The sequence below is a fragment of the Bacteroides thetaiotaomicron VPI-5482 genome (genome assembly GCF_000011065.1).
Taxonomy (GTDB): domain Bacteria; phylum Bacteroidota; class Bacteroidia; order Bacteroidales; family Bacteroidaceae; genus Bacteroides; species Bacteroides thetaiotaomicron.
Window position 1 is genome coordinate 1,096,340 of record NC_004663.1, and the last position, 15,351, is coordinate 1,111,690.

Annotated in this window: 7 protein-coding genes and 3 tRNA genes; 4 read left to right on the forward strand and 6 right to left on the reverse strand. The window is 38.9% G+C overall.

Going from position 1 to position 15,351, the window contains the following annotated elements; genetic code table 11:
• Positions 1 to 10 precede the first annotated feature (10 nt).
• Together ligA and dapA are read left to right on the forward strand one after the other, a co-directional pair.
• Positions 11 to 2,011, forward strand: a complete 2,001-nt coding sequence (gene ligA / locus BT_RS04480; RefSeq protein WP_008765723.1) for an NAD-dependent DNA ligase LigA — start codon at positions 11 to 13, stop codon at positions 2,009 to 2,011.
• Between the two features lie 59 nt (positions 2,012 to 2,070).
• The gene (gene dapA / locus BT_RS04485; protein WP_008761561.1) at positions 2,071 to 2,964 is read left to right on the forward strand and encodes a 4-hydroxy-tetrahydrodipicolinate synthase; all 894 of its coding nucleotides are present in this window, start codon (positions 2,071 to 2,073) and stop codon (positions 2,962 to 2,964) included.
• 540 nt (positions 2,965 to 3,504) lie between these two features.
• Here dapA and BT_RS04490 read toward each other — a convergent pair.
• From BT_RS04490 to BT_RS04515, 6 genes are all read right to left on the reverse strand, one after another.
• Positions 3,505 to 3,581, reverse strand: a tRNA-Arg gene (locus BT_RS04490).
• A gap of 20 nt (positions 3,582 to 3,601) precedes the next feature.
• A tRNA-Arg gene (locus BT_RS04495) sits at positions 3,602 to 3,675 on the reverse strand.
• Between the two features lie 20 nt (positions 3,676 to 3,695).
• Positions 3,696 to 3,769, reverse strand: a tRNA-Arg gene (locus BT_RS04500).
• 79 nt (positions 3,770 to 3,848) lie between these two features.
• Positions 3,849 to 6,149, reverse strand: a complete 2,301-nt coding sequence (locus BT_RS04505; protein ID WP_032840909.1) for a patatin-like phospholipase family protein — start codon at positions 6,147 to 6,149, stop codon at positions 3,849 to 3,851.
• 169 nt (positions 6,150 to 6,318) lie between these two features.
• Complete coding sequence (gene htpG / locus BT_RS04510) at positions 6,319 to 8,364, reverse strand: molecular chaperone HtpG (protein WP_008765725.1); 2,046 nt, start codon at positions 8,362 to 8,364, stop codon at positions 6,319 to 6,321.
• A gap of 139 nt (positions 8,365 to 8,503) precedes the next feature.
• Positions 8,504 to 11,029: an ATP-dependent Clp protease ATP-binding subunit gene (locus BT_RS04515; protein ID WP_008765726.1), complete on the reverse strand. Its 2,526-nt coding sequence runs from the start codon at positions 11,027 to 11,029 to the stop codon at positions 8,504 to 8,506.
• 406 nt (positions 11,030 to 11,435) lie between these two features.
• Between BT_RS04515 and gyrA the strand changes: the two genes are divergently transcribed.
• Both gyrA and BT_RS04525 read left to right on the forward strand, forming a co-directional pair.
• Positions 11,436 to 14,012: a DNA gyrase subunit A gene (gyrA, locus tag BT_RS04520; RefSeq protein ID WP_008765727.1), complete on the forward strand. Its 2,577-nt coding sequence runs from the start codon at positions 11,436 to 11,438 to the stop codon at positions 14,010 to 14,012.
• A gap of 32 nt (positions 14,013 to 14,044) precedes the next feature.
• The gene (locus BT_RS04525) at positions 14,045 to 15,262 is read left to right on the forward strand and encodes a tetratricopeptide repeat protein (protein WP_008765728.1); all 1,218 of its coding nucleotides are present in this window, start codon (positions 14,045 to 14,047) and stop codon (positions 15,260 to 15,262) included.
• Positions 15,263 to 15,351: the final 89 nt, after the last annotated feature.

Genomic DNA, 15,351 nt, shown 5'->3' on the forward strand with positions numbered 1-15,351 from the left:
TCGAAGAAATATGGATATAAAGGAAAAAATAGAGGAATTGCGTGCTGAACTTCATCGGCACAACTATAATTATTACGTTTTGAATGCTCCCGAAATTTCAGATAAGGAGTTTGATGATAAGATGCGTGAACTCCAGGATCTGGAGCTGGCACATCCGGAATATAAAGATGAAAATTCGCCCACTATGCGTGTCGGCAGTGACATTAACAAGAATTTCACGCAGGTTGCACATAAATACCCCATGTTGTCTTTGGCAAATACGTACTCTGAAGGCGAAGTTACAGATTTTTATGAGCGTGTACGAAAAGCGTTGAATGAGGATTTTGAGATTTGCTGTGAGATGAAATATGATGGTACTTCCATTTCTCTGACCTACGAAGATGGAAAACTGGTTCGTGCCGTTACACGCGGAGATGGAGAAAAGGGCGATGATGTGACAGATAATGTAAAGACAATCCGTTCTATTCCACTTGTGCTCCATGGTGACAATTATCCTTCTTCTTTTGAGATTCGTGGGGAAATCCTTATGCCCTGGGAAGTATTTGAGGAGTTGAACCGCGAAAAAGAAGCACGTGAGGAGCCGCTTTTCGCTAATCCGAGAAATGCAGCCTCAGGAACATTGAAGCTTCAGAATTCTTCTATTGTAGCTTCTCGCAAGCTGGATGCGTATTTATATTATCTTTTGGGAGATAATCTGCCTTGTGATGGACATTATGAAAATCTTCAGGAAGCCGCAAAATGGGGATTTAAAATCTCTGATTTGACGCGTAAATGCCAGACGTTGGAAGAGGTTTTTGAATTTATCAATTATTGGGATGTAGAACGAAAGAATCTGCCTGTAGCTACTGATGGAATCGTCTTGAAGGTAAATAGTCTGAGACAACAAAAGAATCTCGGTTTTACGGCGAAATCTCCTAGATGGGCGATTGCCTATAAATTTCAGGCAGAACGTGCATTGACACGATTGAATATGGTAACTTATCAGGTAGGCAGAACAGGCGCTGTAACTCCTGTTGCCAACTTAGATGCTGTTCAGCTATCCGGAACGGTTGTCAAACGTGCTTCATTGCATAATGCGGATATTATCGAAGGGCTTGATCTGCATATCGGAGATATGGTTTATGTAGAAAAAGGTGGTGAGATCATTCCTAAAATTACAGGAGTGGATAAAGATGCCCGTAGTTTTATGCTTGGTGAGAAGGTCAGGTTTATTACCAATTGCCCCGAATGTGGCAGCAAATTAATTAGATATGAAGGCGAAGCTGCCCATTATTGTCCTAATGAAACTGCATGTCCCCCTCAGATTAAAGGTAAAATAGAGCATTTTATTAGTCGGAAAGCCATGAATATTGATGGATTGGGTCCTGAAACGGTGGATATGTTCTATCGTTTGGGGTTGATTCATAATACGGCGGATCTGTATGAATTGAAAGCCGATGATATCAAAGGGTTGGATCGTATGGGAGAAAAATCTGCAGAGAATATTATTACGGGGATTGAGCAGAGTAAGACAGTTCCTTTTGAACGTGTCATCTTTGCTTTGGGAATTCGGTTTGTTGGCGAGACGGTAGCAAAGAAAATAGCCAAGTCGTTCGGGGACATTGACGAGCTGCGACAGGCTGACCTTGAAAAGCTGATAAGTATCGATGAAATCGGGGAAAAAATAGCGCGAAGCATTCTTCTGTATTTCTCAAATGAGTCTAACCGAGAGTTAGTTGGCAGGTTAAAAGAGGCTGGGTTACAGCTCTATCGTACAGAAGAAGATATGAGTGGATATACGGATAAATTAGCTGGTCAGTCTATTGTGATCAGCGGTGTATTTACGCATCATTCACGGGACGAATATAAAGACCTTATTGAGAAAAATGGCGGTAAGAATGTGGGAAGTATCTCTGCTAAGACCAGTTTTATCCTTGCCGGTGACAATATGGGGCCAGCCAAACTGGAAAAAGCAAAAAAACTTGGAGTAACCATACTAAGCGAGGACGAATTTCTGAAACTTATATCGTAAGATATGAAAAATATTCGTACTTTTGCGCCTAATAAAATTAGAGATTATAATTAAAACTCATGATACAGACTAAATTGAAAGGAATGGGGGTAGCACTGATTACTCCTTTCAAAGAGGATGAAAGCGTTGATTATGATGCGTTGATGCGTTTGGTAGACTATCTATTGCAGAATAATGCGGATTTCTTGTGTGTGCTGGGGACTACAGCCGAAACACCGACTCTTACCGAAGAAGAGAAGAAAACCATCAAAAAGATGGTGATTGACCGCGTTAACGGAAGAATTCCTATTTTGCTGGGTGTAGGCGGTAACAATACACGTGCAATAGTAGAAACATTGAAAAATGACGATTTTACAGGAGTTGACGCTATATTGTCTGTAGTGCCATATTATAATAAGCCATCGCAAGAGGGAATTTATCAGCATTATAAAGCCATATCGGAAGCTACGGAACTTCCTATCGTGTTGTATAATGTGCCGGGGCGTACAGGAGTAAATATGACTGCTGAGACGACCTTGCGCATTGCTCGTAATTTTAGTAATGTAATCGCTATTAAAGAAGCTTCCGGTAATATTACTCAAATGGATGACATTATCAAGAATAAACCAGATAATTTCAATGTTATTTCCGGTGATGACGGTATTACTTTTCCGTTAATAACCTTGGGAGCTGTTGGAGTGATCTCTGTAATCGGCAATGCTTTCCCGCGTGAATTCAGCCGTATGACACGTTTGGCGCTTCAAGGTGATTTTGCTAATGCACTCACTATTCATCATCGATTTACTGAGCTATTTGATCTTTTGTTTGTGGATGGAAATCCGGCAGGAGTAAAATCCATGCTGAATGCAATGGGGATGATTGAAAATAAACTTCGATTGCCGTTGGTTCCGACTCGAATTACGACATTTGAGGCAATACGTAAAGTCTTAAACGAACTGAATATTAAATGTTGATCTGATACTGAGAAGTATCGATTCTCCATACATTTTATAAATAGGTATTCCCCCTTCACCTTTTTGTTATGCCTCCCATGAACAGGCAGATACAAGGTGAAGGGGATTTTTTTTAGTTCTTTCTATTTTTTGCTATTAGCATAATTTGATTAGCTAATAGCAAAATCCGATAAGCTAATAGCATATTTGATAAACTAATGTAGTATAAAAGTGAAATGCTTTCCCTTCATCCTGTATCCGCTTGTTTATAGTGGTTTCGAGCAAAAGGTGAAGATGAAAGTGCATTGTTTGAACATACGTTGCCATGCACTTTTTAAACTTTCCAATGTTTGAAAGTAAACTTCTTGATGTTTGAAAATAACTATTAAAGTGTTTTTGTAAAACATCCTATTGATTGTACATAATCATACGGTCGTTTGATGTGAAATGATCGCTCGATTTAGATAAAATAACCGCTTAATTTTTTTCTCGTGATGCCGAATTTCTTCGATGGAATGGGGTAAAAAACAAAATCCTCCACAAAAAAAATGCAGAGGACTTTGGTGATCGCGACAGGATTCAAACCTGTAACCGGCTGATCCGTAGTCAGCTACTCTATTCAGTTGAGCTACGCGACCTTGTTAAATGTTGGTAGAAGTGACCGCGACAGGATTCAAACCTGTAACCGGCTGATCCGTAGTCAGCTACTCTATTCAGTTGAGCTACGCGGCCATTCTGTTTTTCCGAAAAAGTGATCGCGACAGGATTCAAACCTGTAACCGGCTGATCCGTAGTCAGCTACTCTATTCAGTTGAGCTACGCGACCATTGTTTCGTTTTAACGGGTGCAAAGATACGTACTTTTCCCGAATTAGCAAGCATTCGGCGACTTTTTTTTGTAGAAAATTATTCGATGAAACGGTAATTAAACAGTTGGAAACCGATACTTAACCCGACATTCCACTCCCTTCTCGGTGAGCTATAATGATTTACATAAGCAGAGATGTCTCCGAACGGTAATTGACACACAACAGAAATTTCTCCCAAATATTCGAATTTAGAGAAGGCTTTTCCATAATATGCCTTATTTAATGAGTTTCTTTCAATCGGATATATAGGCATAAAACCATAAAATTCACCTCGCAGATGGAACATTTGATTGAGACGATAGATGGGACGAATGCCGGCTCCCACAAATTGATTGGCGCGGAAAGCTTCATTATAGGTGAGTTTACTATGTAGAGTAGGTGAAAACTCACCTGCTTGCATCATAGTCGCCGTATAATTCTCGGAAAAGTTCTTGGAAGCGTACAAAGCTTTTAAATACCATCCCAAAACCCAGTGTTCGCTCATCGTATGGTATTTTTCTTTCATATATGATAATTGCAGCCAGGAATGGTGTTCTTTATTTATTTGAACTCCTTTGGTCTCTTCACCTGGATAGAATCTTTCCCGTCCCATGAATATCTGTGCAACAAGAGCTTCTTTGTAGCCTTGTGTCGGGTATTGCCGTGAATTAAGTGTGCTTCCATTGAAGCTGATAGAGCCGCCGAATAAATCATAACGGCTTCTGTCGAATCTGTCTTTCTCAAAATCGATGATATTTCTCTGGAAATATTTGTCTTCTATTCTGGCGATTCCTATTCCAAATTCAGCTCGTTTACTTAAAAGGAACGGTAGCCCTACCTGAAGTTTAAGGAAGCGTTCGTCTTTCTGATTAAATGCTGGCTTGTCATTTCTGGAAAATAACTTGTCTTTCTTAAAATAGTCGAAAGTAGTAATAGATGCGATAAAGCGGTAAGAGGTCGGGATCGCAGTAGAAAAGTCGATCTTAGCCATGAATTGTGCATTATTATAGACTTTCCCGAGTTGACCGTCAAAAAGAAATTCTTTCGCATAGTAATTTAAATCCTGATAGCTGAGCCCGAGATAAATTTGATTCGAGTTGGACGTGGAAATATTCCCACCTAATCGTACGGCAAAATTATTTTCCAGTTTGACTTTTAAATGCAGGTCATACGTTTCGTCCTTCGGATTATATACGGCGTGCGGGATGATTTCGGAAATCATGTTGTCTGAAAGCAGCCGGAAATAGCCTTCTTTCAAGTCTTCGTAAGTGAATTCCTTATTGTCAGAGCTATGAAATTCTTTTTTAATATATGCCTGTTGTTGGGGATTGGCTCCGTCAATAATGATGTTTTTGAAGCGTAATTCCGGATAGTTGCTTCGGTATACCATTCTTCTCAAACGTATATTATCCAAATTAACCCTCCTTTGTATACGGCTTTTTATAGAATCCATCATGCTTATGGTTCGGTTATATCCGATATCATGCAATTCATCTATTCGCTGAAAATCCATCAAGCTGACATTGTCATATTTGAATGTCATCAGAATACCCATTGAATCCGGAATAGAATAGTCGGTTTTTTGCATGACCATGTTTTCTATCTGGCTCATGAGGTCATTTTCCTTGGGTTTGGTGGGGTTTGTAGATACCACACTTCCAATTATAATATCCGGATGAAAATCGTCTCTCATAACGTCTGTTGGGAAATTATTGTAGATCCCTCCGTCATATGCCAGCACATTGTCAATCTCTATAGGCTTAAACATAAAGGGAAAGCTCATGGAAGCTCGGACGGCATCTCCCAAATCTCCGTTTCTCATTACGAGTTGCTTTTTATTGTAGACATCAGAAGCTATGCATCGGAAAGGAACGAACAACTTGTCGAAATCGCCTTTACACGAAGCTGTAGCGCGTGCATACAAATCTACAAAAACCAGATTCATCTGTATGGGATTTACTACGCTTGTGGGCAGAAATTGTGGTTTGAAGTTTTTTAATGAGTCTTTGAATGAGAAACGGATATTAAAAAACTCCGGTGTCGGGACATTTTTCTTGAAGTGGTATACGTATTTCTCTTCTATTTGTCCAGAATACCATCTTTTAAAGTCTTCTGACTTCAATAATTCTTCCATATCATCAGGAGAATACCCCATCGCATAAAGAGAGCCGATAATGGCTCCCATGGAAGTTCCTGTAATATAATCGATAGGAATGTTATTTTCTTCTAAGGCGCGAATGATGCCGATGTGTGTCAATCCTTTGGCACCGCCACCACTTAAGACAAGACCTACTTTTTGGGCACAGACAGTCGGCATGAATAACCATATAGCAATTAACACTAAAAGTATTTTTCTCATAACCCAAATCAAACAATTGAAGTATTTATCATTTAGTGTTCAAATATATACAATACTTTCCAATTTATCGATATTTTAGCGTTCGTTTTATGATGAAAAAAGAGCATTGCAACACGTTTTAGTGTTGAATGCTCTTTCATTGATTTATGTTATAAATAAAGGGGCGGTATTAAATCAGCTCAATACTGCGCTTCACGAAGTTGTTCAGAGCTTCACCTTTTAGCATATTGTTTTGCAATAAAGCCAGGTCGATGAGTTGACGGATTACCTTGTTGTTGCTGGCATATCCTGCAAAGATGCCTTCTTTTTTATTTTTCAGTTCATCCCATTTTTTATCCAGCTCATTCAATTCATCTTTCTCTGCAGTAGGAATATCTTCTTCCTTCTTGTCTTTTTGGCTGTCTTTTAGTTCATTGCGACGCTTGCTGACACTATTCATCTCTGTTTGTATAGGAGCTACTTCAGGGTGACAAGCTGCTTCTTCTTCGTCAAGCACTTGCTTGATAAGCTTATGGTCGGAGTTCAGAACCAGATTGAACATATCCGGCATCTCTCCATAGAAGCTCATTCCGGCCTGAATATTTGCCATTTCCTTCATACGACGCATATATTCGCTTTGAGTAATCATCACCGGAGCTGAATTGTCTCCCAATGCCTGTGTCATTACATTGAACTCAACTTTATCCATTTTGGGCAATTGGCTCTTGAAAGCAGTTGTGATAGCTTCTTGCTTTTCTCCTTCCAATGTCTCGTTTTTCTTGTCTTCTTTGATGATAAGGTTGTCGATAACATCGCTGTCTACACGGGTGAAGCGAGATTTCTCAAACTTCTGTTCCAACATACTTACCATAGCTACATCTAATTGACCATCCATAAGCAGAACATTGTACCCCTTGTTGGTGGCAGCCTCGATATAACTGAATTGTTCATCCTTATTATTAGCATACAAATAGATCAGATTTCCATCTTTGTCTGTCTGATTATCTTTAATAAGGGTCTGATACTCTTCAAATGTATAATGTTTGTTATCTGTATCGGTGAAAAGGGCGAATTTTTGCGCTTTCTCATAGAAATCCTCTTGAGTAAGCATGCCGTAATTGATAAATATTTTCAAATCATTCCACTTCTCTTCAAACTGTTTGCGGTCGTTCTTGAAAATCGATTGCAGGCGATCGGAAACTTTCTTTGTGATATAGGTAGAAATCTTCTTCACATTCGAGTCGCTTTGCAAATAAGAACGGGATACATTCAATGGAATATCCGGAGAATCAATAACTCCATGTAATAAAGTCAAGAAGTCCGGTACAATTCCTTCTACAGAATCCGTTACATATACTTGGTTGCAATATAATTGAATCTTATTTTTATTCAGCTCAATATTGCTCTTTACTTTCGGGAAATAGAGGATACCGGTCAGATGGAACGGGTAATCTACATTCAGATGAATCCAAAATAATGGCTCGTCTGACATCGGGTACAACTTGGTATAGAACGACTTATAATCCTCGTCCGACAGTTCGCTCGGCTTACGAGTCCACAATGGAGTGGTATCGTTAATAATATTGTCTTCAGTGGTTTCTATCTGTTTGCCATCTTTCCATTCTTTCTTTTTTCCGAATGCAATGGGGACAGGAAGGAAGCTGCAATATTTCTTCAGAAGCTCAGAAACACGTGCTTCTTCGAGGAATTCTTTGCAATCGTCATCGATATATAAGATGATATCTGAACCACGATCTGCCTTATCTACTTCTTCAATAGTGAATTCAGGGCTACCATCACAAGTCCATTTTATAGCTTGTGCTTCGTCTCTGTAGGATTTGGTGATAATTTCAACCTTTTTTGCAACCATAAAGGCAGAATAGAAGCCTAAACCGAAATGTCCGATGATTGCATTTGCATCATCTTTGTATTTTTCCAGAAAATCATTTGCTCCTGAAAATGCAATCTGATTAATGTACTTTTCTATTTCTTCTGCAGTCAGACCAATACCACGGTCGGAGATAGTAATAGTGTCTTTACCTAATTCAACGTGAATTGTCAGATCGCCCAGTTCACCTTTAAACTCTCCAATGGAAGCAAGGGTATTCAGTTTCTGAGTGGCATCTACTGCGTTAGACACTAATTCGCGAAGAAAAATTTCATGGTCACTGTACAAGAACTTTTTGATGATAGGGAAAATGTTCTCTGTTGTAACCCCAATATTACCTTTTTGCATAATAACGTATATTTTTTTGGTTTATTTATTAGAATGTTTTTAATTGATATTTGTTCAGATAGAGACAAAAAAAATGCCAGACCCTAAGGTCTGACATTCTGGCATATTTTATAACTTATCTTATTTAAGCAATCTTCTTTCAAGATGCAATAACTTTCATCTCCAATTCACCTTTCTCTTTATTCAGAGAGACTTGAATGACATCTTTTTCTTTCAGAGAAGAAGTTATAATGAGTTCTGACAGTCCATCCTCTAGATGAGTTTGAATAGCTCGTTTTAAAGGGCGGGCTCCGAATTGCACGTCGTATCCTTTTTCGGCCACAAATCTTTTTGCTTCATCATCAATAACTAGCTTATATCCAATAGATTCAATACGATCATATAGTCCTTTTAGCTCAATATCAATGATTTTCGTGATAGCTTCCAAAGAGAGTTGGTCAAATGTTATGATTTCATCGACACGATTGATAAATTCTGGCGCGAATGATTTATTTAATGCTTTTTGTATAACACTTCGCGAGAACTCTTTATCATCCAGACGGCTTTGTGTAGCAAATCCTACACCACGTCCAAACTCCTTTAACTGGCGGGTGCCAATATTGGAAGTCATGATAATAACTGTATTTTTAAAATCAACCATTCTGCCATAACTGTCAGTTAGACGGCCTTCGTCCATCACTTGAAGAAGGAGATTGAACACATCCGGATGTGCTTTTTCGATCTCATCAAGCAAGACGATAGAATAAGGTTTGCGACGTACTTTTTCAGTTAATTGTCCGCCTTCTTCATATCCTACATATCCCGGAGGAGCTCCGACCAGACGTGAGACAGTGAATTTTTCCATAAATTCGCTCATGTCTATACGAATCAGTGCATCGGAAGAGCCGAACATATATTTTGCCAATTCTTTGGCTAAATGGGTTTTACCTACACCAGTCGGGCCTAAGAACATAAAGGTTCCAATGGGCTTATTGGGATCCTTCAATCCCACACGGCTTCTTAAAATAGCTTTAACCAGTTTCTCTATAGCCGGATCTTGTGCGATCACTTTCGATTGCAGATCCTCCTTCATGCCGGCTAGCTTAATTCCTTCGGCTTGCGCCATACGCTGTACCGGAATGCCGGACATCATAGAAATAACATTGGCAATTTCCTCTGCATCAACAGTCTGTCTGTTCTCTTTCAGGCTGTTTTCCCATTCCCGTTTCATTTCGTCCAACTGAAGCGTAAGCTCTTTCTCCTTATCTCGGAAACTGGCAGCGAGTTCAAAATTTTGCGATTTCACAGCTTCATTTTTCTTGCTTTTAGCTTCTTCGATGAGTTTTTCCTGCTCTTCGATTTCCTTGGGCACATTGACGTTGGTCAGATGTACACGTGATCCTGCTTCATCCAAAGCGTCAATAGCTTTATCAGGGAAGTTACGGTCCGTAATATAACGGTCTGTCAACTTGACACAAGCTTCCAATGCTTCATCTGTATAGTTCACGTTATGATGATCTTCATATTTATCCTTGATGTTACGCAGAATCTGAAGAGTTTCGGCAGCAGTAGTGGGTTCCACCATAACTTTTTGGAAACGACGTTCCAAAGCACCGTCTTTTTCTATATTCTTACGGTATTCATCAAGGGTAGTAGCACCAATACATTGTATTTCGCCGCGTGCCAATGCAGGTTTCAGCATATTGGCTGCATCCATTGAACCGGCTGCAGAACCTGCACCTACAATTGTATGGATCTCATCAATGAACAGGATCACATTCGGATTCCTTTGTAACTCGTTGAGAATGGAACGAATACGCTCTTCAAACTGACCACGGTATTTTGTTCCTGCCACAACTGCGGTCATGTCAAGAGCTACTACTCGCTTATCAAACAAGATGCGTGAGACTTTCTTTTGAATAATTCTCAAAGCTAGTCCTTCAACGATTGCTGATTTTCCTACACCAGGTTCACCGATCAGAATCGGATTGTTCTTTTTGCGGCGACTCAGAATTTGAGCCAAGCGTTCAATTTCCTTTTCTCTGCCTACCACAGGGTCCAAACGTCCTTCTTCTGCCGCTTTTGTCATATCTGTACCGAAATTGTCAAGTACAGGCGTGTCATTGGCCGGTTTTTTTGAAGCTGTTTGCGCCTGTTGCTGGCGTTCTTCAGAACCGCTTCCACCAGATCGGGGAGAAGACATTTCTTCATCATCATCGTCTTCCGGAAATCCCATACCGGAATTTACATCCGGTTGCAATGTGGCTTGTTCCAACACTTTCACGTAATTAACGTCATTAGCTTCGAGCACGGAAGCAGCCATATTGTTTCTTTCTCTTAGGATCGCTAACAAAACATGCTCTGTATCAGCTATATTACTTTTCATTCCACGTGCTTCTAAAATACACATTTTTAATATTTTTGCCGCGTCATTAGACAACGGTATCTCTGCATCAGGCAATAGCATATCATCAGCTTCTGTCTTCAGCCGAGCTTCAATCTGCTGCTTTACTGCAGCTAAATTGGTGTTGAGTTTTGACAATATCTCGATAGCTTTTCCTTCACCGTCACGAAGCATTCCCAGAAGTAGGTGCTCAGGTCCGATATGCCTACTCCTCAACCGGTTAGCTTCTTCCTTGCTATAGACGATAATGTCGGAAACTCTTTGTGAGAATTGATTATTCATACTTTTTCCTTTTCTTCTAAGGGGTTATTTACTGGCAAATATACGTATTTAATCAAGTTTGTATTGCATATTTGCTTTATTTCTTATATCTACAAATGGCGTGCCATAAAAACAATGCTTTGTATTATATATATAAGGTATAACAAATACCACTCCCTGTTTTTCACAAATATGGTCTCCTTAATGGTAGTATTTATTCTTTTTCTCATTTCTTTTTCTAATATTAATGGTTAGAAGTCAATTCGCTCCTTGAAATTTTTAATTTTAATAACTAAATATAGACAAACAGACTGTCCTTCAAGCAGAAAAAAACTTTCTTCGGAAAAACTTTCGTATATCGTGGAAAAGTAGTACTTTAGCGTGGTTTTTCACAGACCATACAATGTATAATTAATAATCATTTTAAATGCTTGAACAAGACAGAATTATAAAGATTAACATCGAGGAGGAAATGAAGTCATCGTACATTGACTACTCCATGTCGGTCATTGTTTCACGTGCCCTTCCGGATGTTAGAGATGGATTTAAGCCCGTTCACCGTAGAATTTTATACGGAATGATGGAATTGGGTAATACTTCAGACAAACCTTATAAAAAATCTGCAAGAATCGTGGGTGAAGTATTGGGTAAGTACCATCCGCATGGAGACTCTTCAGTTTATTATGCTATGGTGCGTATGGCTCAGGAATGGGCAATGCGTTATCCTTTAGTAGATGGCCAAGGTAACTTTGGTTCTGTAGATGGTGATAGCCCCGCTGCCATGCGTTATACGGAGGCTCGTCTAAACAAGTTGGGTGAAGCGATGATGGATGACCTGTATAAGGAAACTGTAGACTTCGAACCTAACTTTGATAATACGTTGACAGAGCCGAAGGTGATGCCGACCCGTATTCCTAATCTTTTGGTTAATGGTGCTTCCGGTATTGCGGTAGGTATGGCAACTAATATGCCTCCTCATAATCTTTCGGAAGTAATTGATGCTTGTGAAGCATATATTGATAATCAGGAAATCACAGTAGAGGAACTGATGACTTATGTCAAAGCTCCGGATTTCCCTACAGGTGGTTATATATATGGTATCAGCGGAGTACGTGAAGGATATCTGACAGGTCGTGGACGTGTAGTAATGCGTGCAAAAGCGGAAATTGAAACCGGACAGACACATGATAAAATCGTAGTGACTGAGATCCCTTATAATGTTAATAAGGCTGAACTGATCAAATATATTGCTGATCTTGTTAATGATAAGAGAATAGAAGGTATCTCGAATGCAAACGACGAGTCTGACCGTGACGGTATGCGTATCGTTATTGATGTAAAACGTGATGCTAATGCAAGCGTAGTGCTGAATAAGTTGTATAAGATGACAGCCTTGCAGACTTCCTTCGGTGTGAATAATGTTGCATTGGTTCACGGACGTCCTAAGACATTGAATCTGAGAGATATGATTAAATACTTCGTAGAGCACAGGCACGAAGTAGTTATCCGCCGTACTCAGTTTGATCTGCGTAAAGCAAAGGAACGTGCACATATCCTTGAAGGTTTAATCATTGCTTCTGATAATATTGATGAAGTTATTCGTATTATTCGTGCAGCTAAGACTCCAAATGATGCTATTGCAGGTTTGATAGAACGTTTTAATCTGACAGAAATACAGTCACGTGCAATTGTAGAGATGCGTTTGCGTCAGTTGACTGGTCTGATGCAGGATCAGCTTCATGCTGAATACGAAGAAATCATGAAACAGATTGCTTATTTGGAAAGTATTTTGGCTGATGATGAGGTATGTCGTAAGGTGATGAAAGATGAATTATTGGAAGTTAAAGCGAAATATGGTGACGAACGTCGTTCTGAAATCGTTTATTCTTCCGAAGAGTTTAATCCGGAGGACTTCTATGCTGATGATCAGATGATTATCACAATTTCTCATATGGGATATATCAAACGCACGCCATTAACAGAATTCCGTGCGCAGAATCGTGGTGGAGTAGGCTCTAAGGGAACAGAAACTCGTGATGCGGACTTTGTAGAGCATATATATCCGGCTACTATGCACAATACCATGATGTTCTTTACACAAAAAGGTAAATGTTATTGGCTGAAAGTTTATGAGATACCAGAAGGAACGAAGAATTCCAAAGGACGTGCTATACAAAACCTGTTAAATATAGACTCTGATGACAGTGTAACTGCATATTTGCGTGTTAAGAGCCTGGATGACACTGAATATATTAATAGTCATTACGTATTATTCTGTACGAAGAAGGGTGTTATCAAGAAGACATTGCTTGAACAATATTCACGCCCGCGTCAGAATGGTGTAAATGCTATTACAATTCGTGAGGATGACAGTGTAATTGAAGTTCGAATGACGAATGGTAATAATGAAATCATTATTGCTAATCGCAATGGTCGGGCTATTCGTTTCCATGAAGCTGCAGTTCGTGTAATGGGACGTACGGCTACAGGTGTACGTGGTATTACATTGGATAATGATGGTCAAGATGAAGTAATAGGAATGATATGTATCAAAGATTTGGAAACAGAATCCGTAATGGTTGTTTCTGAACAGGGATATGGTAAGCGCTCTGAAATTGAAGATTATCGTAAGACTAATCGCGGTGGCAAGGGTGTAAAGACCATGAATATTACTGAAAAAACAGGTAAGTTGGTAACAATTAAGTCAGTGACCGATGAGAATGACTTAATGATTATCAATAAGTCTGGAATAACTATCCGTCTGAAAGTTGCCGATGTCCGCATTATGGGACGTGCTACTCAAGGTGTTCGTCTGATTAATCTTGAAAAACGTAATGATCAGATTGGTTCTGTATGTAAAGTAATGACAGAAAGTCTTGAGGATGAAGTTCCTGCAGAAGAAGCAGAGGGTACTATTGTTAGTGATCTGACTACTGATCAGGATGTTGACAATGCAGATACTGCTACAGATGTTAATGAAAATAACAACGAAATTGAGGAATAGACATAATATTAATAATTAATCAAACAACAATCATGAAAAGAGTATTATTTTCAATGGTTTTATTGATGGCCGTAAGCTTATCATTCGCTCAAATGAAGAATGTAAAAGAAGCCAAAAGCATTGCCAGTGATGTAAAACCGAATTTTAATCAAGCTGAAAAGCTGATTAATGAAGCCATTAAGAACCCTGAGACCAAGGATCTTCCTGACACATGGGACGTTGCTGGATTTATTCAGAAACGTTTTATCGAAGAAGAACGTGATAAGAAAGGTGTTCTGAAACAGCCGTTTGACACATTGAAGGCATACAACAGCATTTTAAAAATGTTTGAGTATTATACTAAATGTGATGATCTAGCTCAAGTACCTAATGAAAAAGGTAAAATTAAAAACAAATATAGAAAAGCAAATGCTTCAACTATATTGGTTGAACGTCCTAATTTGATCAACGGTGGTATTCAATTCTTTAACCTTGATAAGAATAAGGAAGCTTTGCAATTCTTTGCAACATACGTAGAATCAGCTTCTTATCCTATGTTGGCAGAGCAAAATTTGGCTAAAACAGATACTCTTTTGGCACAAATAGCATATTACGCAACATTGGCTGCTGACAGAGTAGGAGATAAAGATGCAATTATTAAATATGCTCCTGCTGCATTGGATGACAAAGATGGCGGTAAGTTTGCAATGCAATTGATGGCAGATGCATATAAAGCTAAAGGTGATACTGCGGCATGGGTTAAATCATTGGAAGAAGGTATTTTAAAATTCCCTGGAAATGATTATTTCTTTGCGAATTTGGTAGATTACTATACTAGCTCTAACCAAGCTTCTAAAGCTATGGAATTTGCTGATAGAATGTTGTCTACTGATGCCAATAACAAGTTGTATCTTTATGTGAAAGCATATCTTTATCATAATATGAAAGAATATGATAATGCTATTGAGTTCTACAAGAAAGCTATTGCTGCAGATCCTGAATATGCAGAAGCATATTCTAATGTAGGATTAGTGTATTTGATGAAGGCTCAGGATTATGCTGATAAAGCTACAACAGATATCAATGATCCTAAATATGCAGAGGCACAAGCTACAGTGAAGAAATTCTATGAAGAAGCTAAGCCATTCTACGAAAAAGCCAGAGCTTTGAAACCTGATCAAAAAGATTTGTGGTTACAGGGGCTTTACCGTGTTTACTATAATCTGAACATGGGTCCTGAATTTGAAGAAATCGATAAGATGATGAAATAATTATATTAAGTCAGTTATTATAAAAGACTATCCCAAAATTTAAATTGGGATAGTCTTTTTATTTTTACAAATAAAGAAGCTTGAATGAT